This window comes from Leptolyngbya sp. ST-U4 (genome assembly GCF_039962215.1).
Taxonomy (GTDB): Bacteria; Cyanobacteriota; Cyanobacteriia; order Elainellales; family Elainellaceae; genus Leptolyngbya_A.
In genome coordinates this window covers 25,296-46,256 of record NZ_JAMPKZ010000023.1, presented here as the reverse complement: position 1 = coordinate 46,256, position 20,961 = coordinate 25,296, and the positions used below count along the sequence as shown (strand labels likewise).

General features: G+C 52.2%; 17 protein-coding genes. 8 read left to right on the top strand and 9 right to left on the bottom strand.

All coding sequences use genetic code 11. From position 1 onward, the window contains the following. Positions 1-74 precede the first annotated feature (74 nt). Together cdaA and uppS are read left to right on the top strand one after the other, a co-directional pair. Positions 75-998: a diadenylate cyclase CdaA gene (cdaA, locus tag NDA02_RS22170; RefSeq protein WP_190793531.1), complete on the top strand. Its 924-nt coding sequence runs from the start codon at positions 75-77 to the stop codon at positions 996-998. Between the two features lie 11 nt (positions 999-1,009). Continuing rightward, a complete protein-coding gene (gene uppS, locus NDA02_RS22165; RefSeq protein ID WP_190793546.1) occupies positions 1,010-1,759 on the top strand; it encodes a polyprenyl diphosphate synthase in 750 nt (249 codons plus the stop codon). Positions 1,760-1,774: 15 nt separating this feature from the next. On the opposite strand, the gene NDA02_RS22160 is transcribed toward uppS, so the two are convergent. Both NDA02_RS22160 and NDA02_RS22155 read right to left on the bottom strand, forming a co-directional pair. Further along, positions 1,775-2,047 (bottom strand): DUF3143 domain-containing protein, encoded by a 273-nt coding sequence (locus tag NDA02_RS22160; RefSeq protein ID WP_190793530.1) that lies wholly within the window; start codon positions 2,045-2,047, stop codon positions 1,775-1,777. A gap of 136 nt (positions 2,048-2,183) precedes the next feature. Next, complete coding sequence (locus tag NDA02_RS22155) at positions 2,184-4,259, bottom strand: pentapeptide repeat-containing protein (RefSeq protein WP_348255914.1); 2,076 nt, start codon at positions 4,257-4,259, stop codon at positions 2,184-2,186. 283 nt (positions 4,260-4,542) lie between these two features. Here NDA02_RS22155 and NDA02_RS22150 point away from each other — a divergent pair, with 283 nt between their 5' ends. Then, positions 4,543-5,535, top strand: a complete 993-nt coding sequence (locus NDA02_RS22150; protein ID WP_348255912.1) for a Gfo/Idh/MocA family oxidoreductase — start codon at positions 4,543-4,545, stop codon at positions 5,533-5,535. 60 nt (positions 5,536-5,595) lie between these two features. Here the strand turns inward: NDA02_RS22150 and NDA02_RS22145 are convergent, their stop codons facing one another. Continuing rightward, on the bottom strand, positions 5,596-6,861 hold the full coding sequence (locus NDA02_RS22145; RefSeq protein WP_190793528.1) for a glycosyltransferase: 1,266 nt from the start codon (positions 6,859-6,861) through the stop codon (positions 5,596-5,598). A gap of 193 nt (positions 6,862-7,054) precedes the next feature. Here NDA02_RS22145 and NDA02_RS22140 point away from each other — a divergent pair, with 193 nt between their 5' ends. Both NDA02_RS22140 and NDA02_RS22135 read left to right on the top strand, forming a co-directional pair. Then, positions 7,055-7,285, top strand: a complete 231-nt coding sequence (locus NDA02_RS22140; protein ID WP_190793527.1) for a hypothetical protein — start codon at positions 7,055-7,057, stop codon at positions 7,283-7,285. A gap of 338 nt (positions 7,286-7,623) precedes the next feature. Next, positions 7,624-8,091: a hypothetical protein gene (locus NDA02_RS22135; RefSeq protein ID WP_348255910.1), complete on the top strand. Its 468-nt coding sequence runs from the start codon at positions 7,624-7,626 to the stop codon at positions 8,089-8,091. A gap of 446 nt (positions 8,092-8,537) precedes the next feature. On the opposite strand, the gene NDA02_RS22130 is transcribed toward NDA02_RS22135, so the two are convergent. Further along, positions 8,538-9,854, bottom strand: coding sequence for a pentapeptide repeat-containing protein (locus NDA02_RS22130; RefSeq protein WP_348255908.1), 1,317 nt, complete (start codon positions 9,852-9,854; stop codon positions 8,538-8,540). 302 nt (positions 9,855-10,156) lie between these two features. Here NDA02_RS22130 and NDA02_RS22125 point away from each other — a divergent pair, with 302 nt between their 5' ends. The 3 genes from NDA02_RS22125 (at position 10,157) to NDA02_RS22115 (ending at position 15,023) form a co-directional block, all read left to right on the top strand. After that, positions 10,157-12,418, top strand: coding sequence for a CapA family protein (locus NDA02_RS22125; RefSeq protein ID WP_348255906.1), 2,262 nt, complete (start codon positions 10,157-10,159; stop codon positions 12,416-12,418). A 21-nt stretch (positions 12,419-12,439) separates the two neighbouring features. After that, positions 12,440-13,300, top strand: a complete 861-nt coding sequence (locus NDA02_RS22120) for an aldose epimerase (RefSeq protein ID WP_190791584.1) — start codon at positions 12,440-12,442, stop codon at positions 13,298-13,300. Positions 13,301-14,144: 844 nt separating this feature from the next. After that, positions 14,145-15,023 carry a S1 RNA-binding domain-containing protein gene (locus NDA02_RS22115; protein WP_199296501.1) on the top strand — a complete coding sequence of 293 codons (879 nt, stop codon included), beginning with the start codon at positions 14,145-14,147 and terminating at the stop codon, positions 15,021-15,023. A 47-nt stretch (positions 15,024-15,070) separates the two neighbouring features. On the opposite strand, the gene NDA02_RS22110 is transcribed toward NDA02_RS22115, so the two are convergent. From NDA02_RS22110 to NDA02_RS22090, 5 genes are all read right to left on the bottom strand, one after another. Next, on the bottom strand, positions 15,071-16,840 hold the full coding sequence (locus NDA02_RS22110; RefSeq protein ID WP_199296502.1) for an ABC transporter substrate-binding protein: 1,770 nt from the start codon (positions 16,838-16,840) through the stop codon (positions 15,071-15,073). 205 nt (positions 16,841-17,045) lie between these two features. Continuing rightward, complete coding sequence (locus NDA02_RS22105; RefSeq protein WP_190791571.1) at positions 17,046-17,426, bottom strand: rhodanese-like domain-containing protein; 381 nt, start codon at positions 17,424-17,426, stop codon at positions 17,046-17,048. A gap of 118 nt (positions 17,427-17,544) precedes the next feature. Further along, on the bottom strand, positions 17,545-19,296 hold the full coding sequence (locus NDA02_RS22100) for an aconitase/3-isopropylmalate dehydratase large subunit family protein (RefSeq protein WP_348248579.1): 1,752 nt from the start codon (positions 19,294-19,296) through the stop codon (positions 17,545-17,547). Between the two features lie 76 nt (positions 19,297-19,372). Next, positions 19,373-19,720, bottom strand: coding sequence for a hypothetical protein (locus tag NDA02_RS22095; protein WP_348255905.1), 348 nt, complete (start codon positions 19,718-19,720; stop codon positions 19,373-19,375). Positions 19,721-19,890: 170 nt separating this feature from the next. Beyond that, positions 19,891-20,931 carry an isocitrate/isopropylmalate family dehydrogenase gene (locus NDA02_RS22090; RefSeq protein WP_190791573.1) on the bottom strand — a complete coding sequence of 347 codons (1,041 nt, stop codon included), beginning with the start codon at positions 20,929-20,931 and terminating at the stop codon, positions 19,891-19,893. Positions 20,932-20,961 lie beyond the last annotated feature (30 nt).

The following is a 20,961-nucleotide window of genomic DNA, read 5'->3' as shown; positions in this document are numbered from 1 at the left end:
GAAGTTTTTTCGCCTCACCCTCGTCTTTCCGGTTCCTAAGGTCACTTGGAGAAGGGTAAACCAGAATCAATCCGATGGGTTCTTTTTTGAGGCAATGGCTGACACACCTTAGCTGGGCTTGGTCCTTGCTGCTGCCCGTCATCGATGTTGGCTTGGTGCTGGTATTGACCTATATGATCCTGGTGATTATCGGCGAACGGCGAACGCTCTGGATGGTGCGCGGCTTGATCATTCTGATGCTGGCTTCTGCGCTGGGAAGTGCGCTGCGGCTACGGCTGCTCACTTTTGTGCTAGAAAAGCTGGTGATTGGCTCTGCGGTGGCAATGGCGTTAATTTTGCAGGGGGAGTTTCGCCGATCGCTCGAACAACTTGGGCGGGGTGAAGTCCTTCAGCTTATCCGTCCTGCAAAGGAAGCCGTTCCTAAGGCGGACAGCGTGATTGACGAAATTGTTGATGCGGTCAAAGAATTGTCTCAAAACCGAACCGGGGCACTGCTCATCTTGGAGACTAATGGGACGATCGACGAGCGCGATTTTTCTGTTCCGGGGGTGCGGCTCAATGCCGAAGTCTCTAAGGAACTGATCCAGACCATTTTTCAGACCTCGACGCTGCTCCATGACGGCGCGACCTTGATTCGTGGGTCGCGGGTCGTTGCGGCAGGCGTAATCTTGCCTATCTCGGAGCGAACGGCTTCGCGCCAGTTAGGCACTCGTCATCGAGCTGCAATGGGCATTACGGAAAGAGTCGAAAATTGCGTTTGCGTCGTTGTATCTGAAGAAACGGGGTCAATTTCCCTGGCAGAACGGGGTATCCTCAATCGACCCTTAACCAGCAGTAAACTGAGGGAGTTGCTCAGGCAGAAATTTTCTCAAACGGTCGATCGCGAAGTGGTCGCGCCGCAGTTGCGGAGCCTTGGTCGTCAACTCGGTACTCGAATCGCCGCGCTGGTTTCACGCCTGTTTCGCTTTTCATCATCGGCTTCACGGGAGAAAAAATGACGGCACAATCGATCACGGCACAACAGACCTACCTGCAAGTTTTACCGCCTGACCTTGATCGGGCACGGTTACCCAAGCACGTTGCGGTGATTATGGACGGTAACGGTCGCTGGGCAAAACAGCGCGGTCTGCCTCGAATCATGGGGCATCGGCGCGGAGTCGATACGCTGAAGGATTTGCTGCGCTGCTGTCGGGATTGGGGCGTTGAGGCACTCACCGCCTACGCCTTTTCCACGGAAAACTGGGGTCGCCCCCTGGAAGAAGTCGATTTTTTGATGACCCTATTTGAGCGAGTTCTGCGGCAAGAGCTGCGGGAAATGATGTCGGAGAACGTCCGCATCCAGTTTGTCGGCAATCTGCAAGCCCTGCCCTCCTCGCTTCAAGACGAGATTACGAAAGCAGTCGAAACAACCCGCAATAATCCGGGAATTCAGTTTACTGTTGCAACCAACTACGGCGGACGGCAGGAGATTCTTCAGGCTTGCCGATCGATCGCGACCAAAGTCCAGCAGGGCTTAATTGACCCTAGTGAAATCGACGAAGCCCTGTTTGAGCGACACCTCTACACCGCAGGCAACAGCGATCCCGATCTGCTGATCCGAACCAGTGGCGAGATGCGAATCAGTAACTTCTTACTGTGGCAGGTTGCTTACGCAGAACTGTACGTCACCGACACCCTGTGGCCCGACTTTAACCGGGCAGAGTTTCACCAGGCACTTTCGGCGTATCAACAGCGCGATCGGCGGTTTGGCAAGGTTTAATTTCCTTATAGCCGTTTAGGGACCGGAGAAGATGGCTTCATCGAGATCCTGACGGCTCAGGGAATATTTGAACGATCGCTGAATATCCCCTCCGTCTTGAGCAGCTTCCAGGTAGCGAACCAGCAGCGAATCGACCTCCATTGAAATTTCTGCTGTCCAGGCGGGCTGCTGAATATGCCAGCGGTGAATATCGTTTTCGTCCTGCTCACAGCCCTTTGACTGAAGCCAGGATTCGATATCGGGTAGAGGATGGTTGTAGAGTGGCGTATCGGCTGGAGGAAGTGCCATCGAATTAGCAATGGGAGTGAAGGTGAACAATTGTTAAGACTCTCTGTGATTTTATCGCAGTTCACTCCCCCTGTTGAAAAGCTGCCGATCGACTATCGGTGAAAGGCGATCGCCTACTTGCCTATTTCCTACTTGTTTATTTAAAGTAAATCAGCAGATTCAATCCGGGAATCGTCCGCGAAAGCGTCCAGAGCAGCAGCGCAAGATAAAGCAGTCCGAGGCTCCACTGATACCAGGCAAGGGTCGTAATCAGTCCGGGTACGTGTTCATCGCGTAGGCGGATGTCGTTGAATCCAAATCGCAGCAAATTATTTAAGCTGAAATCGAAGTAGTTGAGCCAACCCCAGCGACGTTTCCACAGGATAGGCATATAGCGTTCGCGAAAAAGCGGGTAGGCGGGGATCACGGGCAGTCTGCCGATGAGAAAGCGCAACTGGCGCAGGGTCGCATCTTCAACGAAATAGCTGACATCCATCAGGTCGTGGTAGCGTCCTTGCCAATAGATGAGCGCGACCAGGGCGAGCGGGATGGGCAAAGTCACCAATCCCAGACAAAATAGCGTCAGCATTGGCTGTTCGGCACTGCGAAACATGGCAACCAGTCCGCCGATCGTAATCACACTAAACCCGCTCAAAATCCACCCTACCTCGATCCGGTCAGGCAGAATCGGTTTGGGGTAGCGACGACGAACGCGATCAATCAGCCAAAATACCAGCCCAAAATAGGCAACTCCGACAATGCCCACGCCGAAGATTAGCCAGAAGCTCGTGCCATAGCGAGTTAGCAGTAGCAACAAACTCAGACCCAGCCACTTTAAGCCATCGCCCAGCCAGCCTGTTGCAGAAGAAAAACGTCCGACGCTAATGCGATCACGCACTTTAACATAGGTTGCCAGATCGACCGCTTCGAGGCGCAGCACATCGTTAATTGTGCGAAACGGCGTTTGGCTGCGGACCTGCAGAATTGCTTCTGCCTGTTTTGCTGAAAAGCCCGCCCGCTGAAGCTGCTCTGTGCTTGCTGTATTCAAATCCGTGCCCACAATGCGCTGCCAGATCTGGCGCGATCGAAGTTTTTGCGCCGTGTATTCGATCTGATTCGCATCGCTAATTTGCTGCATCTGACGAAAGTTTTGCACAAGGTTTCGCAGCAGCGTCTCGTTGCCTTGCAGCGTAGGGACGGACAGCACCGCTCCGATCTGTCCTGGATTTCCCAGGATCGAAGCATGGCGAGGATCAAATTGAAGGTCAGGCACATTCAGATGTACACCTGACGCAAAGTTTGCATCGCCAAAATCTGCCTGATCGAGGACACTGACTCCGCGCAAATTGACCGATCGATCAAACTGCGCCTGCCGGAAGCTGAGCAGTTTTTCGAACGTGGATTCGGTCAGAAAAAGGGCTTGAGCAAATTTGCTGCGATCGAAAAAAGCAGCACTCTGCCAGCGCGTCTGGGCAAAGTCGGCGTTTTGCTGCCACAGGGTTCGGGTAAAGTTTGCCGTCTGCTGAAAAACGGATTGGTGAAAGCTTCCGGTCGCTCGAAATTCGCTGTTTTGAAAGGTGACGCTCGCGCCAAACTGCACCTGATTTGCCCGCAGGCGATCGAACCAGAGAATGCTGCGAAAGCGAGCTTCACGCAGAAACAGGGCATTGCTCAAGGTGAGAGGCTGGCTAAATCGTGCCTCAGACCAATCAGTCTCTTGCTCAAACCTGGCTCCCTGAGCGTTGACCCGCCCCAAAAAGAAAGTGTTTGTAAAATTCACAAAGCCCTCGAACTGCGTCTGCACCAGATTGAGCGAACCGCGCAGCACCGTAATCTGCAAAGGCGGTAACTGAGTTTGAAGCAGCAATGATTGGGAAAGCTGGTTGACCTGAGACAGACGGCGACGATCGCGATTCAGCTGTGCCTGCTCCCGTTCGGTGAAAAAGGGCGGTAGGGTTTGCCCATACAAGGGCGTGCGAATTCCCAGATCACTCATCTTCAGTTCGCCCCGCACCAGGGAATAGCTCAAATCTAGCCCCAGAGGAAGGGTTGATCGCTGGAGCTGAGTTTGGATCAGGCGGTAAAACTGATCGCGAAACGTAGCATTTTCAGAACGCAAGTCGATCTCTAATCGCCGCAGATCGACCAGGCGAGTTCCCTCAGTTTCAGTAGGAGCTTTTAGCCGTTCCTGCAAAAGTTCGAGCGTCAGGGGGGTTCGCTGTAAGGTTTCCACAATCGACGTTGCAGGTAAGGGAACTGCCGCAGCCTGGTAAACCCCAATCCCGAACTGACCCCCCAGGAAACAGACGATCGCCAGCCCGAAAACGCAGAATTGTTGAATTGCCTTTTGGACAATTTTGAATCGAGCCGTCCTCCAATGTTGAGCCTTAACCAGAACAATTCCTCACGCACAAGAAACCCGCAAGAAATCAGTTTAACTCCGATCGATGAGCTGTTTTCCTTTGTGGGTAATCGCCTGCAATAATGACCGAGGGGAGCGCGTTGAAGAAAAACTTATGCCAGGCACTCAAACAAGAACAATCCAAGTTGGAATCGTCGGTACTGGATATGCAGCGACACGACGAGCAGAGGCGATTCAGGCAGACGATCGATCGCAGCTCATTACCATTGCTGGACACAAGCCTGATCAAATCGCCGCTTTTGCTCAAACCCACGGTGTTTCTGCTGTTAAGTCCTGGCAAAAGCTAGTGGAGCGATCGGATGTCGATCTGGTCGTGATTTGCTCTGCCAATTATGAGCATGAAAAAATTGTCCGGACTGCGCTGGAATACGGAAAGCACGTTGTGGTGGAATATCCGCTTGCGCTAGGGGCGATCGAAGCATTTGAGCTAATCAACCTGGCAAAGCGTCAGAACAAACTGCTGCACGTCGAGCACATCGAACTGCTGAGCGGCATTCACCAATCGATCAAGGCTGCCCTGCCCGAAGTCGGGATTCCTTTTCATGTCCGCTCTGCCAGCCTGATGTCGCAGCAGCCCGCTCCTGAGAAGTGGAGCTATCACCGAGAGCAGTTTGGCTTTCCGCTAGTCGGAGCCGTTTCGCGAATTCATCGCCTGACCGATCTTTTTGGCAAAGTGGCAACCGTGAGCTGTCAAACTCGCTTCTGGGATAGCTCTAAAGCCTCCGGCTATTTCTCTTCCTGCCTTTGCATTGCTCACCTGCGGTTTACTAGTGGACTGCTTGCCGAAGTGATTTACGGCAAAGGCGAAGCGATCTGGCAAACCGATCGCACCCTGACCATTCAAGGCGATCGAGGTGCGCTCACGATCGACGGCGAACAGGGAAAACTCACCACCGCAGCAGGCGATCGTTCACTGGAAGTTGGCAGTCGGCGCGGACTCTTTGCCAAAGATACTGCCCAGGTGCTGGATTATCTAACGATCGGGACCCCCATTTACGTCAGCCTGGACTCCAGCTTCTACGCGCTTCAAGTTGCAGATGCAGCAAGGCGATCAGCAGAAATCGGAGAAACGATCGAAGTGGAATAATTCGCTCCCCCGCTCACTGACTGACTCATCCACTCACTGACCCATCCACTCATCTACCCCCTACTTCGCATCCGTCACGCGCCAGCTCAACTTCAAATTGAGCCAGAAATTCCAGAACGTTACGGCAGCGATCGCCATCAGGTTTGCAATATAGCGATTGATTCCGAAGACGTTGAACAGCACATTCAGAATCAAAACGTTGAGAACCAGTCCAGATAAGCAAATCGCGTTGAATTTCAGAAACCGTTTCAGCCGCTTTTGCCAGCCGTGCTGATAGCTCGACAAATCGCCAAACGTCCAGCGATCGTTCCACAAAAAGTTATTCAGAATTGCGACCTCTGCCGCCAGGATTTTGCTGCGCGTCAGGTTCCAGCCCAGCATCGTTGGGTCGCTCAGCAAATACAGCATCGCCATATCGACAAAGACCCCGCTCAAACCGACCAGCCCAAAGCGCACAAATCGCTCGATCGGGAAGCGTTGCCGCAGCCGCCCAATTCTGCCCTGACTGGTTCGCAGCCGGACTAAGTGACCCACGTAATCCAGATACTGTCGCCAGGTGACTTTGCTTTCGCCCTCCTGCCGCTCCTGAAACACATAGCCCACTTCTGCCACTTCGCCGATCGTGCCTCGCCCTAGCACTTCAAGCAGAATCTTGTAGCCGATCGGACTCATCGGTCGTTCTGCAATTACCGATCGCCGCACGAGAAAGTACCCGCTCATCGGGTCAGACACTCGCCCCACCACATTTGGCAGCATCAGCAACCCTAACACCTGCGCTCCGCGTGACAAAAATCGGCGCGTCGGACTCCAATCACTCACGCCACCCCCGTCTACATGGCGGCTGGCAACCGCTAAATCTGCTCCTTCCTCAATTGCCTTAAGCAACTGATACAGCACTTCCGGCGGATGCTGCAAATCGCCATCGATCACGCCCAAAATTTCGCCTCGTGCCGCCTGCCAGCCGCGAATCACTGCCGTCGAAAGCCCTCGTTCCTGCTGTCGCCGCATCACTTGCAGCATCGGATAGGTTGCCATGAGGGACTGAGCAATTTCCCAGGTGCGATCGGGGCTGTCATCATCGACCAGGATAATCTCATAATCATTGCCCAGAACTGGATTGAGCAACCGGGTCAATTGCTGAACGATCGCTTCAACATTCGCCGCTTCTTTATAAGTCGGCACAATGAGCGAAAACTTGAGTTTTTGAGCACCCCCGATTAACCCGCCCTTATGCTTCTGCAAATTCTCGGATGCAGCAGGTTGAGCCGCAATACAAAGGACGCCAGTTGGAACGGGCAACAGCAATGAAGTTCCGATGATTTTCATGAGAAACCTACTTAAAACTCAAAACACCCTGACTCGACCCAACGAACTCAGAAAATCTACTCCTTTACTTTGGCTTGTCTGCTTGGCTTGTCTGTTTGGCTTTTCTGTTTGGCTTTTCTGTTTGCTGCAAGTTTAAGTGCTATGGCGAGGAAAACACAAATCTCGTAACGCTTCAAAGTTCTGGAGTAGCATTATGGCTCAAGAACTGATGGAGAAGCTCAATCGTGCTGAAGCTTTAATATTACAGGGGGAGCAACAACTGAAGCAGGCAGCTCTGGATTTTGGGGTGCAGTTTGCTCGGAACCTTCGTCAGGGTATTGAAACCTTGGTTAGGCAGTTGCGGGAGAGTTTAATGCACAGTGATAACGTCCGCATTAAACAATACGATGCTGACCTCCAGTCAAAATTAAACGAGCTAAATTAACAAATGCGTCAGCACAGCACACTAGATCTCCGAGGTCTCTGAGGCTGTTAGGAAATGAAGGAAAGATGACAGCTCTGATTGATCGCTTTTCGGGTATTTCTGCTCTGGTGTAATGGTGTCCTTTGTGACCGTGCAGGACGGTTCATAGCAGCAGGGCATCAAAGCGAGCGATGGGTTAAGTCTGAGTCGTCAAGCAGGCAAGCGCAATCTACGTCCTGAATTATGTCTCTCATTCGGTAGGGCACTTTGCTCCCTCCCATTGCGTCAGCCTTGATCACAAGCAGTGCCTTGCCCCCAGCCCTTAGTTCCTGAACAAACCCGATTCCGTCCCCGTAAAGATGACCGGAAACCGCAGGCAGTCAAACCATTCTCCATTCAACGGGCCGCTCGGCCATCAAGCATTCTATGCCTGGGTCAGCCTGGGCTTGTTGCTGCTGCTCACCATTGCCAGCGGCGTATTTGTTTATCAGGTCTCCCCGCTCCGAGACCCCGCCTTTCAACCCAATAGTGCCAATGCTGGGTCACTCATTCCGGGGGTGCGACAGGTGCAAGAGAGTTACTGGCTCTGGGGAGCAGCAGGGTTAGCAGGACTCTTGTCAACCAATCTTGTTCTATTACTATGGCAGTTGAGCCAGCCCTTCAATACAGTAGATATTGCTGGACAACAGCTGCGAGGGACAAAAGTAGTCCGGTGGATGGTATTGATTGTGATGCTTGGGACGTATGTAGGGCTAGGGCTTGTGCTATTCGCAGGGCTGTATTTTTTGTTTATGGGGTATTTGATAGGACAGTGGCTAGTTGATTAGGTCTTAGACAAGGGACAGCAAAGACAGGATAGTTCTAGAAAGGAAGCTTTGTATTTCCAGGACGACCCTCTGGCAAGGGCTAAAGACTTTATAAAAGCCCAGTTACAAGCAAAGGTTTCAGATACAGCCTGAAATTACTAAACAATAAACGGTCGCTTTTTGCAGATTTTGTTATGAAGCGACTAAAAGCTTTGTGCCAAGCGATACAAGTTTATATTCAACTTTTATATTCAACACTATTTTGGTTGAGATTTAGTTTGGGTCGATCGAAAATTATGGGATTGCAATATCACAAGGATTCCCAACAGAATCGCCGATTTTCAATACTCAAGATTTCTAATTTCGATTAATTTCTGAATTAGCAATTTGGCGATTGTATCTCTTGCTGAACTCGTTCTGTAACAAACCACACTGCACCGAATTAAACGCAAGGATTTGCAGCCGCCCTAGCGATTTAATCGGTTTGGGATGCCTTCGCAGCCGCCAGGAATCGTCGATCGCGTGGCTGACCCGCCCCAGGCACAGCAGTAATAGCGCTGCTCGGCTGACAACTGCTGAACCCCGGTGAAATCGGCTCCCTCCACGACAGCCCCCGTAAATTCACCTGTTTTGTAGTTGGGTAAATCGGTCAGCGATCGAGGCGTTGCTGTTTCTACCGAACCGTAGAATAAACGCACTCCGCGTAGATCGGCTTCAGACAGATTCGCCCCGCAAAGGATCGTTCGCGATAAGTTGACGCGCACCAGTTCACAGCGGCTCAGGTTTGCCCGAATTAAGTTAATGTCGCTGAGATCCACCCAGCGCAAATCCGTTCCTTCTAGATCGGCGTTTGCCAGCATTACCCCCAGATCGATTACGCGCACCCCCAACTCCCGATCTTCGGCATAGCTGCCCAGTCCATCCAGAATCGGACGACCCAATCGCCGATCGCGCTCTAGCGGGGTAAGCAACCTCGATCGCGACAAAAAGCGCAGCACTTTTGCTTTGCCGTTGGCATCAACACTGCTGAGAATAGCAGCCGTGCGTCCTTCAGCAATGGCTCGTTCCTGGGGCCAATCTTCGAGCAGCCCTTCTTCATCAAGCACCAGGTCAGAAACTCCCTGAAAATAAGTGTCGATCGTCTGCTGCTGCGTGATTAAATTTTGCTGAATCGTCAGATTTTTGGAAATCACATACTGCCGCCACGCTACGTAAACCGCCAGCAGTGCAATCAAGATTTGCCCGACGGCTCCGATTACTTCTCCCGCCGCTCCCACCGCATCCCAGTTAAGCTGGCTGAGGAATTCGCTCAGCCGATCGGCTCCACCCGTGAGGTAAACAAAGCCGATCACGGCTGCAATCAGTCCCACAATGCCGATCGAGAGGGTGCGCTGCTGCGGAGAAAGCAGTTCGATCAGGACATCTGCGGTTGCCACCCACAGTACACGCAGCGAAACCAGAAGCGCGACGGTTGCCCCAGAAAATCCCAGCCAAAAGGCGTTGAACCATAGCCCTGCAACCATCAAACTGACCGCGATCGTAATAATTAGCCCTAAGGGAGGCTGAACCTGACCGCGCCGGGCGATCGACAGCGAGATGGGCATTGCAGAAGCTTCATTGAGCAGCAGGGCATCGGGCATCAAAGCGTCTACCGGAGCAGGCTGACGAGCCGATATACTCGAAGCCTGGACGACTTGCCGCTCTAACCCTGGTTGCCCTGACACAGCAGAGGCTTGATCTTCTGATTGAGCTGGATTGCTGGAAGAATTGAAAATTGAAGGCATGAATCGCAGTTATTCACCACAGCTATGGATTACAGAGGCAGACCGCAGAGCAACCCTTGCTGACCGCTGACTTGCCGACCACTGATAGGACTCAACTTATAGGATAGCCGCGACTTCTGAGCAAAATAATCTTGCTTCTCGCCGAAATTCTTGCAGTAAAGTTCTTCAAATTCAAAGCATGGCAATAGAATAAGTTACTTAGCTGCTGCACTGGACTGAGATCATCCTCAGCAGGTATCGCTGAAGCGAGATGAATCAGCAGATGGTAAGGGCAGAGCAACTGATCGGGAGGAGTGAAGCAGATGTCCAATTTAGAAAGCTCTTGGGAAGAGACGGTTGTGAAGCTAGCGCGGGCGGGCAATTTGCGAGCAGTCGCATTCTGGTTGAACCGCGATCTGGTAGCGCAGGGGATTTGTGTCCAGGCGACGACCAATCAGCCCGGACATCTCACCCTACAAATTCTCTGCCGTCAAGCTCCCGATCGCGATCGCTTAGTTCACTTTATTGGTGAGCGGTTGAGCCAGCTTTATTCCCCTGTGATTCAATCGGTTCACTTTAAGGTGCAGCTTGTCGGCTCGGCAGAAATACTCTGGACCCAAACCGCCCATCTTGCCCCCGTTTCTCCTTTCCCAAATGTGGCAGAACCAATAGGGACAGAGACAAGGCTGACAGCCCAAGCAGCCGATCGTGGGACAGTTCCCCAGGCGGGACATCGCTCCACAGTTCTCCAAGCGGGACATCAAGATGTGAATTCCTTGCAGCCTGTGCCGATCGCGGTTGCTGCCTCGACTGCTTCAAACGTTGCCTTACAAGACTCTGTGGCTCCAGTTTCAGAGCAAATGCCTGCGGTTGCTGCCGCTTCTGTTGCTGCTTCTGGCAGTATGCCTGCCACGATCGCCTTTCAGCCCACGGTGCCGAAAACCCAACCGGGAACGAAGCCGGAAACGAAGCCGGGAGCATCGTCTAAACCAAAATCGCTCAAGCGAAAAACGGCTCACTGGCTGAAGCACAGTCAGCAGCAAATGCAGCAGAGCGGTCGTCAGCTTCGGCAGACTACTGAGCAATCGATCCAGTGGTTTCAGCGGCAAAAACCGCGCCAAAAGGCAGTCATTTTAGGCGGTTCTGCGATCGCAGCGTTTTTGCTGGGCTGTGGCTTTGAGCTATTGCGCTATCAAGTGACTCTCTTTACTGCCAAAAGCCAAAATCCCGAAGCGGCGGCAGGAGCTCGCTATGAGGGCATGGTAAAAACGGCGCTCGAGCAAGTTCCGGTGGTTCAGCTGCCAGCTGCGAATGCCAGTGATCCCGCCATTACTCTGCTGTTTAGCAATGCTGTCACGCTCACTTCAGCCTCAGGTCAGTCAGGCATCGCCGCGCAGCAAAACGTCGATATGCTGATTTCCAGTCTCAATGCGCCTTTAGCTGGTTTAGCTGGAACTGCTGCTCAAACCGAGCATTCTGCCAATTCTTCTACAAATCCTTCTGTAGCTCCTTCGGTCAGTCCTTTGACCAGTCCTTCTGAGACTACGCCTGAAGCTGCGACTCAACCAGCGATTGAGTTTGACCAATCTGCTTCAGCCGATTCAGCCGGAGCCTTTGGACCTTTTCCTCAAGCAATGACGGATGGTTCTGACTTGTCTGAATCAGATTTATCCGAATCTTCATCCGAAGCAGACCTATCCGAATCCTCGATCGATTCTGCAGAAACAGATTCAGTTGCAGAACCGCCTCCTATCAATTTGCCGCCACTGACACTGCAACAGCTCCAGGCAAATCGGGTCAATGTAGTCAACCTGGCAAGCAACCCGCTCATTCAATCCGGCGGCGACGCGCTCAACGAGACAATCAAATCGCTCAGCCAAGCCAGCATCTATCCGATCGGGGCAGGAGCCAATCAGCAAAGTGCCCGTCGTCCGCAAATTTTTTCGATCAAGGGTAAGCGGATCGCTTATCTAGGCTATTCCGATGTCAGCCTGCAAACTGCGGCACAGAATGCTGCTGGACTCAACACCAGCGTTAATGAACAGGTTGAAGCAGACATCAAATCAATTCGCAATCAGGTGGACTGGGTCGTCGTCAGCTATCACTGGAACCAGAATTTGCGATCGTACCCGGAAGACTGGCAAATCAATATCACCCATGCCGCGATCGACCATGGAGCAGATCTGGTCGTTGGCTACCATCCGACGGTGACGCAAGGGGCAGAAGTTTACGGCGGACGGGCGATCGTTTATTCGCTGGGTTCCCTGCTCGACCCGTATCAAGCGCAGGATGCCGAGCCGCTGAACCAGCAGTACGAAACCCTTGCCCTCAAGCTCAGCCTTCAGGAGCAGCAGATGCAGCTTGAACTCCTGCCTGTGCGCGTCAGCGGCGGACAAACCGAAGTTCTCACTGCCGAAGCCGGAACCTCGATCCTGGATTACCTCAAGCAAGCCTCCAGCCTATTTCGTCAGCCGTTGAGATCGCCCACAACGCTAGATGCCCGAATTCGCCTGACCCTTCCTGCCGCGCCCAACTCCGATAAGCCCTTTTCCGAACCCTTCACCGTAGACCCGACCCAACCCTAGCGCGTAAGCTTAGTAATTGTTATGGCTTTTTCGATCGAGCAACGCCAGTTTCTCACCTGCATTCTCACCGACGAGGCAACCTCAACTCGCCTGGAAGTCGTGCCCGAACGGGGCGGAATCATCACACGCTGGCAAGTGCAGGGGCAAGACATTCTCTATTTAGACGAAGCGCGTTTTGCCGATCCCAGCCTCAGCGTCCGGGGCGGAATTCCCATTTTGTTTCCCATTTGCGGTAACTTGCCCAACAACACCTACACCCATCAAGGCAAGTCCTACTTAATGAAACAGCATGGCTTCGCCCGCGACCTGCCCTGGACAGTGGTTAACCCTTCCCCAGCTGACGCAATCCAGCTTGTGCTAAGCAGCAGTAACCTGACTCGATCGCAGTACCCGTTTGACTTCGAGTTACGGTTTACCTATCGCCTTCTGCCCAATCGCCTGCGGATCGAGCAGCAGATTACCAGCCGTTCCGCTGAACCGATGCCCTTCTCGATCGGCTTTCATCCCTATTTTCCAGTCAATGACAAGGCTCAGCTTCAGTTCGAGATTCCGGCGATCGCGTATCAGGATCAGCAGACTCAAACCGTGCATCCGTTTTCAGGACAGTTTGATTTCGATCGCGATGAAATTGACGTTGCCTTTCGCCAGATTTCTCGCGAGTCTGCAAGCGTTGCCGATGCTGCCCGTCGAATTGACCTGACCCTCGCTTACGATCCCCTGTTTTCCACGCTGGTTTTCTGGACGGTCAAAGGAAAAGACTATTACTGTCTCGAACCCTGGAGTGCCCCACGCAACGCGCTAAACACCAGAGACTCGTTGACGCTGCTGCCACCGTGCGATCGACTAGAGACAGCGATCGAGCTATCCGTCGCGTTTCGATAGATGCTCTGCTCGAAGGCTGCTCTGCCCCTCAAAGGCTGTACCTTGAAAACACCTCGAAAGTACGTTTCAGAAGCGATGTTCAGAAAGTTCGCTCATCTTCAGGCATTTCTCTAAATGGTGCGACTGATAAAGTCGTCTCATGTGGGGCATGAGGGGCAGATGTTTAATCTTCCAGCATTGGATTCGGAGGCGGAACATGTTCATGGGCATTGGAACTTAGATTCGATGGTAGTAATGACGATTCGTGAGGCGGATACTTTATTGCTGCTTAGAATCGCGTGTTTCGTAATCCGCCCCAAGGGAGGAAATTATTTCAGGCGCAGTGTAAGCGCGAGTAAATTCCTCCAAGGGCTTAACATGATGATTTTCGCTACCCGTTAAATGGGGGAATTTCCAGAAAAATTAATTGCCCCCAACCCAGCCAGCTCAAACTGGATACAGCGTTTTTCACTCCCGTAAGGTACGGGGAGTGCAGGGGCTATGCCCCATTTTTTGTACTTCAATCGCCTGAACAAGGCTGTAAGCATCGGCTGAAACGAATCCAAAACCTCAAGATTTGTTGCTGTCTGCCCTCAAGCGAATGAGTTAACGCGCTGCTGCGAGGCTGCCCCTGGGGGTGCTGGCAGATCCGCCAGTGATCTCGCTGCGAGAGATGTCATTCCCAGGATGGAGAGAGTACCATAGGTCAGGAAGTAGTGCTCAGAGAGGATCGCTAAGATCTCGCTAAGATCATTGCCTGGATCGCTTCGATCACGATCGTCATTCGATCGATTGGCAAATCAATCGGCGATCGCCGGAGTAATCTCAGTCTGAGTAATTCAACTTGGTTTCTAGGAGGCTGACTTTGTCCTTTTCTACTGACGACTTTGCTAAAGCCCTCGAACAACACGACTATCAGTTTCAGAGAGGTCAGGTCGTGCGGGGCAAAGTAGCGGGCTACGATTCAGACGGAGCCTATATTGATATTGGCGGCAAATCGGCTGCATTTCTACCGATCGAAGAAGCCTCCCTTAAGCGCGTGACTAACCTGCCTGAATTTCTTCCCGAAGGCGAGGAGCGCGAGTACCTGATCATCCGTGAGCAAAACGACGACGGGCAAGTAACGCTATCGCTGCGCCAGTTTGAAATCAAGCAAGCTTGGACAAGACTGCAAGCCCTGCAAGAAGATCAGCAAACAACGCAGGCAAGAGTCAGCGGCATTAATAAAGGCGGCGTGACCGCAGAAGTTCAGGGCATTCGCGGGTTTATTCCCCGATCGCATCTGGTCGAGCGCGATAATCTAGAAGCTCTGATCGGCAAAGCCTTAAACGTTGCAGTGCTCGAAGTAGACCCCGATCGCCGCCGTTTGGTGCTGTCGCAGCGCATGGCCTCCCAGGCAGTCAGCCTCAGCCAGCTTACGATCGGTCAACTTATCGAGGGCAAGGTCGTCAGCATGAAGCCCTTTGGAGTCTTTGTTGAATTTGACGGCACCACAGGCTTGCTTCACATCAACCAAATCAGCAAAAACTATATTGCGGACCTGAACCAGGTCTTTGAAATCGGACAGCCCATTAAAGCCCTCATTATCGATCTGGATGCGGTGAAGCGGCGAATTTCGCTTTCCACCAAGGTGCTGGAAAACTACCCTGGCGAAATGCTAGAAAAGCTGCCTGAAGTCATGGCAGAAGCCGAAACCAGAGCCGAAAAAGCTCGAAAGGCGATCGATCAGCGTGGGGTTGAGTAAAGGTTGAGGGAAGGGGAGTAATCATTCATCTACTCCCTTACTCCCCCCTACTCCTCGCTCAGCTTCAGCTCATGCAAATTCCACAGCGAACCGCCGAGCGCAGAAAACTTCACGCCTTCGATTTCGTTTCGGACTGCGGAGAGGGCAAGTGGATTGACCAGATATACCATTGGCACGTATTGCTGAACCAGCTTTTGAATTTCGGCGTAGATGGCTTTGCGTTTGTCGTCGTTTAGTTCCTGGCTTCCCTTGACATAGAGCTGTCCGATTTCGGCTTCCCAGTCTGCCACGACTCGTTCTTCGAGCGGCGTTTTTCCTTCACCCGGTTTCTGGTTAAACAGGTGAAGCTGTCCATCGGGCGACCAAACATTTCGACCGCCATCGGGTTCAATTCCTGCGCCGCCCAAGCCCATGATCATCGTGTCCCAGTCCAGGCTGTCTGTCATTTGGCCAACCAACGTGTTAAAGGCGACTGGCTGAAAATCGACCTGAATCCCAATTTTTGACAAGTCTTGCTTAATTTGAGAACCGCTGGCTTCACGAATTTTGTTGCCCGCATTGGTAGACATGGTAAAGCGCACCCGATTGCCGTCTGCATCAAGAAGCTGTCCCTGGGCGTTGTATTTGAATCCGGCACGCTGCAACAGAGCCTTTGCCTGCTCGATGTTGTACTCGTAGGTGGGCAATCCTTTTTCAGGCGGAAGATAGTAAGGACTCTGGATATAAATCGGCGAATTTTGCGGAACGCCCAAACCCTGATAGATATTGTTGATCATCGTGGGGCGATCGATCGCCTGAGCCACTGCCTGCCGAAACTCCAGCGTATTAAACCAGCGTGACTTGATTGGGTTAACGAGGGGTTTACCGTTACGTTTGCCCTGATTGAGATTGAATGCCATGAAAAGGGAGCTGAGAGCAGGACCCCCCTCATAAATTGTGAAATCGCCCCGGTTTTCTTCGCGTTTGATCAGTCGGAAATAATCTGGGGTGACCGCAGCCGTATCCAAACCGCCCGACCGAAACTGGGTCAACTGAGCATCGGTCGATTCCACAATCTGGATCACAAACTGATCGATATACGGCTGAGGATTGCCCTGAGCATCTTTGCGCCAGTAGTTGGGATTGCGATCGAAGATCAGGCGCTCTCCCACCCGATAACTCGTGAGTTTGTAAGCACCGCTGCCTACAATTTCCGCAGGATTGGTACCCGTGCCCCAGGTCGAAAGAAACTTGGGCTGGTTGTTTCCATCCAGAGTCGAAACAGACTCGGCTAGAACGTGCTTGGGCAGGATTTCTACACCGCCCGCAAACCGCAAAATCGGCGCAAAGGGTTCGGGAACAGTGAATCGAACGCGGCGATCGTCTACTTTCTCAACCGTCGGAAATTTGCCCTGTTCGCCCACTCGCAGAATATCTGCTGAGCTGCTGGGAATTTTGGGATTAAACAGCACATCGTTAAACGTGAACAGCACATCATCTACTGTGAGCGGTGTGCTATCCGACCACTTTAGCCCCTCGCGCAGGGTAAAGGTAATTTGCTTCTGGTTAGGCGAAATTTCCCAGCTTTCCGCTAATCCAGGCTCCAGATCCCCGTTCAAGCCGTTGGTAGACAGCAAGCTGTCTAGAATCAGCCCAAAAACACTGGTGGTTTCCTGACTGGTCACGGGGTTAAATGTCTTGGGTTCGCTTAGTTCACTGATGACTAACCGGGGCACGCTGGCTGCCTGCGATCGTAGTTCGCTCGGATTACAGGACGACAGCCCGATCGCCATAATCAGCACCAGCCCGATTACCCCCTGGGGAAACCTGCTTCGCATCGCCAAAAAGCGTCGCCCAAGCTGAGCAATTTCAGAAGAGATTCCAGAAATTATTCCTGCACGCATTGCATTGACCCCACTCTGTCTCTCGATCATAAAAGATTCGAGCATCAGCGATTTGAGGAAATGGAGCGTGAGCAATTTTTGCGGCTAAACAATCTTTGGAGGATGTTTGAGGCGTACTCAAGATCCTGTACTCAAGATCCTAGAGTGCGAGCCAGAAGAAGCCCGACTCGATCGGATAGCCTACTGCTTTCCAGGCAGGTAACCCACCCTGAAGCTCAGACACATTGAGGTATCCCGCAGTTCGCAAAATCGCTGCTGCCTCTGCGGCTTCTTCGTTTATATCGCTGTACACGTAAATGTCCCGCGTCCGTTCCAGGCTGGTCAGTACCCGATCGAGTAATTCTTCAAGCGGCATATTTATCGCGCCGAGCAAATGGCTAAGCTGAAACGCCGATCGATCGCGGACATCAATAATCGTCAGGGCAGGCTCGCCCCAATCTAATCGGGCTTTCAGGTCATAAACACGAGACTTGGCTTGCAGCGGTGACGGAGTTGGAATAATGCCGAAAAGAAGATTCATACAGGCAGGAGGTAAGGAGCAAGGTTTCCTGCACTGTAACAATTCTTCTTAATTCGTGCAAAATTTTGTGAGGAAAGCTTTACTAAAAGCACTGTTTATGAAACAACAGCTTAGGTATTCATCGATCGTTTTCCAGCCGATCGCTAATTTTGCCGCGCACCGCAGAGATCGCCACCGTTCGGGGAGATGCCAGATAGTTGTGCGCCGTGGGGTCACCACTACGTCCTTTAAAGTTACGGTTGGTGGCGTAAATGCCTGTTTCCTGTTTACCTAACACGCCGAATCCAGCATTGATACAGGCTCCGCAGCCCGATTTCAGAATTTGCGCGCCTGCCTGTTCTAGAATTTGCAGATCTCCTGATGCTTTTGCCTGCTGACGAATTTGTTGCGATGCGGGAACCACAAACAAGCTGACACCGGGGGCAACTTTGCGTCCCTTCAAAACGGCAGCTGCCTGCTGCAAATCGTGGAACTTACCGCCCGTACAGGAACCGATAAAGGCGCGGGTGATGGACACATCCGACAGTTCGCTGATGCTGATCACGCGATCGGGCTTGGGTGGACAGGCAATTTGCGGTTCCAGGTTCGAAAGATCAAAAGAATAAACGCGATCGTACTGGGCATCTGGATCGGCTGTGATTTCGAGAAACTCCGTTTGTCCTCGATCGCGCAGATAAGCACGGGTGGTTTCATCAACCGCCATCAAGCCACACATTGCGCCACACTCGATCACCATATTGGCTAGAGTCATGCGTTCATCGATCGCAAGCGCATCGACAATACTGCCGCAAAACTCCATTACTTTACCCACTGCCCCATCGCAGCCAATCTGCCCCAGAATAAACAGCATGATATCTTTCGCGCTGACGTGATCCGGCAGGGTTCCCGACAGATCAAACCGCAGCGTTCCCGGGACGCGTAGCCACAAATCGCCCATTGCGAACAGGTTTGCCATATCCGTTGTGCCCACGCCCGTCGAAAAGCAGCCAAACGCGCCGTAGGTGCAACTATGGGAATCAGTTCCGGCGATCACCATACCCGGGCGAATCAAACCCTGTTCGGGCAGAAGCACATGACAAATTCCCGCCGCTTCACCAGGAGAAACCACATCAAACAAGCGGCAATTCTGGGCTTGGGCAAACTGCACCATCTGCTTGTGCATTTGAATCGCGCCTGCATCCGATCGAATGTCGTTGATCTGGATAAAGTGATCCGCAACAAACACAATCCGATTCGCATCCCAGACTTTTGCATCTGCGCCAAATTCCTGATAAAAGCGTTCTCCAACCGTAGCGGCGATCGCATCGTGCGACATTGCCAGATCGACTGTTGCAAATATCACTTCTCCAGGCTGCACAAATTCATTGCCTGAAGCGCGTGCCAGCAGTTTTTCTGCCATTGTCATCGGGCGGGGCGGGGTTTGGCTGGGGGGAAGGGTAATTTTTCCGGCGCGGCGGCGTTCATTGAAGGAGGAGAGTCCGCCGGAGTGGGTGATGGATTGAATCAGGGGAGCGGGGGTGGATGAGGAAGTGAGGGAATGGAGGGATGGGGAGAGGAATTCGAGGGGAAGCCCGATGTTGATGCTGTTGCGGTAAAAGATTTCGGCGAAGGAGCGGGCACGGACTTTTTGGATCCCTGCGGCTTGGATGGCGATCGGGGCAAACTCGCGGCTGGAGCCACAGCCAAAGTTGTCGCCTGCTTCAATGATGTCGTATTCCATCAGTTTGCCTTCGCCGATCAGGTGTTCAAAGGCATAGCGTTTCAGGTGGTCAGGTTCGCCGTTTGTGCCGCGCTTAGCGGGGATAATGTCATCGGTGTTGATGTCGCTGCCGAGGTAGAGAATGCGGGGGGAGGGTTCTTGCTGATTCATAGATGGATTGATTTAATCGCTTTTCAAGTCAATTTTTAGTTTATTGATTGGCTTAAAAACTAACGTTTGACTGTGGCTAATAGGTGCTGCATATTTGCCTGATTTTACAGTTCAATACCCTTTCGATCGGCTCTAGTTCACTGTCAGTTAAATTTCTGCCCAAATTTGGATTACGGGCAGATAGAACAAATCGAGCAAATCCGGCTGGCATCCGATAATCAAGATCATTCAGAGATGTTTGTCGAGTACAACAGGGTAAAGTAACGGACAAGTTTTCGAATAGATTTTTGTAGGCTTCATCCATTGCATCTTGCCACCAGTCCGTTGCTAGCTCACTACCGCAAAATGGACAAGACACCTGCTCAAAGTTTTCTCCCTGATCGATGAAGTGGGCTGTATCATAAACAGAAATTTCGATCTCCACTCCTGCCGGAAGTAAACGGGAGAATTCTTCCAGCGCTACGGATTAGTTTTGCGCTGGGATATAGTATGGATCTTCTGGAATCAATCGAAGATAGTCAACTGTCATCGTTGAATTTCCTGCAAACAGCTCTGAAATATTATTTCACTGCTATCTAATCCCCCACCATCATCTCAATCAATCGAACTCATCATCTCCAAAAACCGATCGACAAACTCCTGCGTATTCACAAATTTATCCTCCGATCGCGTCATTAAATCAGCCGTGCGGTATCCCTGCGCCAGTAATTCTTCCTGAGTTTGCATTAGACAATTGGCGGCTTCAATTTCGCCCCATTGCCGCAGCATGAGTTCAACGCTAGCGATCGTGCCCATTGGATTCACAATGCCCTTGCCTACGAGATCGGGGGCGGTTCCGTGGATGGGTTCATACAGTCCAGATCCAGCGGCGTTAAGGCTCGCTGATCCGAGCACTCCGATCGACCCGGTCAGCACTGCGCCCAAATCGCTGAGAATATCACCAAACAAATTGCCTGCCAAAATCACGTCAAACTGCTGCGGGTTCATCACGATTTGCATTGCCAGCGTATCCACCAGCATTGGCTCGATCGTCACCTCGGGAAAGGCGGCGGCTTCACTCTGCACCAGACGAGTCCAGGGAAGGTGCGGTAAGGCGTTTTCTTTGTGGGCGATCGTGAGATGGCAACGGCGATTTTGCGCCTGCTTTAGCGCAACTCTAGCAACCCGCCGGATCTCTCGATCCCAATACTGCATCGTGTGATAGCCGTAGGAGCCTCGCTGGTCGATACCGCGCCCGGATGCCCCAAAATAAATGCCGCTCACCAATTCCCGCACAAACAGCAAATCCACATTGTCCAGCTTTTCGGGTTTGAGGGGCGATCGCTCCCGCAAATGAACTGAAGGACGCACCGGACGCAAATTAGCAAAAAAATCGAAGCGTTTTCGCAGTTCCAACAACCCACCCTGAGTCACTGCCCCAAACAAGATGCCGTCTTTGCCTTCGCAGAGCTGAGCTGTTGCTTCTGGGAAAAAATTGCCGTGCTGCTGTTGCGCGGGTTCACCGATCAGCCCCCGATCGATCGCCACGGTAAAGCCAAACTGCTGAGCTGCTTGCTGCAGAATCACCAGCGATGCTTCCACCACTTCTGGACCGACTCCTTCTCCGGGCAATGCCGCAATTTGATAGTGTTTCATCCGCCTTTCAATTGTCTTTCAGGTATTTTT

Excerpts from the sequence above, each read along its gene's own strand:
- NDA02_RS22145 (WP_190793528.1), bottom strand. The coding sequence starts at position 6,861 with ATGAAAATCATCGGAACTTCATTGCTGTTGCCCGTTCCAACTGGCGTC.
- NDA02_RS22125 (WP_348255906.1), top strand. The coding sequence starts at position 10,157 with ATGTCCAATTTAGAAAGCTCTTGGGAAGAGACGGTTGTGAAGCTAGCG.
- NDA02_RS22110 (WP_199296502.1), bottom strand. The coding sequence starts at position 16,840 with ATGCGAAGCAGGTTTCCCCAGGGGGTAATCGGGCTGGTGCTGATTATG.
- NDA02_RS22160 (WP_190793530.1), bottom strand. The coding sequence starts at position 2,047 with ATGGCACTTCCTCCAGCCGATACGCCACTCTACAACCATCCTCTACCC.
- NDA02_RS22105 (WP_190791571.1), bottom strand. The coding sequence starts at position 17,426 with ATGAATCTTCTTTTCGGCATTATTCCAACTCCGTCACCGCTGCAAGCC.
- cdaA (WP_190793531.1), top strand. The coding sequence starts at position 75 with ATGGGTTCTTTTTTGAGGCAATGGCTGACACACCTTAGCTGGGCTTGG.
- NDA02_RS22090 (WP_190791573.1), bottom strand. The coding sequence starts at position 20,931 with ATGAAACACTATCAAATTGCGGCATTGCCCGGAGAAGGAGTCGGTCCA.
- NDA02_RS22140 (WP_190793527.1), top strand. The coding sequence starts at position 7,055 with ATGGCTCAAGAACTGATGGAGAAGCTCAATCGTGCTGAAGCTTTAATA.
- NDA02_RS22120 (WP_190791584.1), top strand. The coding sequence starts at position 12,440 with ATGGCTTTTTCGATCGAGCAACGCCAGTTTCTCACCTGCATTCTCACC.
- NDA02_RS22130 (WP_348255908.1), bottom strand. The coding sequence starts at position 9,854 with ATGCCTTCAATTTTCAATTCTTCCAGCAATCCAGCTCAATCAGAAGAT.
- NDA02_RS22100 (WP_348248579.1), bottom strand. The coding sequence starts at position 19,296 with ATGAATCAGCAAGAACCCTCCCCCCGCATTCTCTACCTCGGCAGCGAC.
- NDA02_RS22150 (WP_348255912.1), top strand. The coding sequence starts at position 4,543 with ATGCCAGGCACTCAAACAAGAACAATCCAAGTTGGAATCGTCGGTACT.
- NDA02_RS22135 (WP_348255910.1), top strand. The coding sequence starts at position 7,624 with ATGACCGGAAACCGCAGGCAGTCAAACCATTCTCCATTCAACGGGCCG.